The sequence below is a fragment of the Mesorhizobium sp. WSM4820 genome (assembly GCF_055811075.1).
Genome location: NZ_JBVVQN010000099.1, coordinates 1 through 340 on the forward strand (window position 1 = coordinate 1; position 340 = coordinate 340).

At 64.4% G+C, this 340-nt stretch carries 1 pseudogene; it reads right to left on the bottom strand.

Annotated features, from left to right (window positions below):
* Positions 1-207: pseudogene (locus AC0L2R_RS33885) on the bottom strand (alpha/beta fold hydrolase); the annotation flags it as partial.
* Positions 208-340 lie beyond the last annotated feature (133 nt).

The following is a 340-nucleotide window of genomic DNA, read 5'->3' on the forward strand; positions in this document are numbered from 1 at the left end:
CGAACCCCAGTCCTTATAGAAAATCTCGGTGCCGTCCTTCGTGGTGATGAAGCCCATGTTCTGTCGTCCTTCGCTGGATTGAGTGGTGGATTCAGCGGAAATCGCTTGCGCAGCGTATGCCGGCAGAAGGGTCGCCGCTCCGGCGGTGATGCCTGCTGCGAGCATCTCGCGGCGGGTGAGCGGGATCGGATGCAGGGTGGCGCTCACGGCTGTGACTCCTCGCCGAGGAAGCGAATGACCTCGTCGCCGAACTCGCGCGGGTGCTGGAACAGGAAGGCGTGGCCGGAGTCCGGGTAGACGATCAGCCGCGCGTTCGGGATCGCCTGCGCCAGGGCGTAAG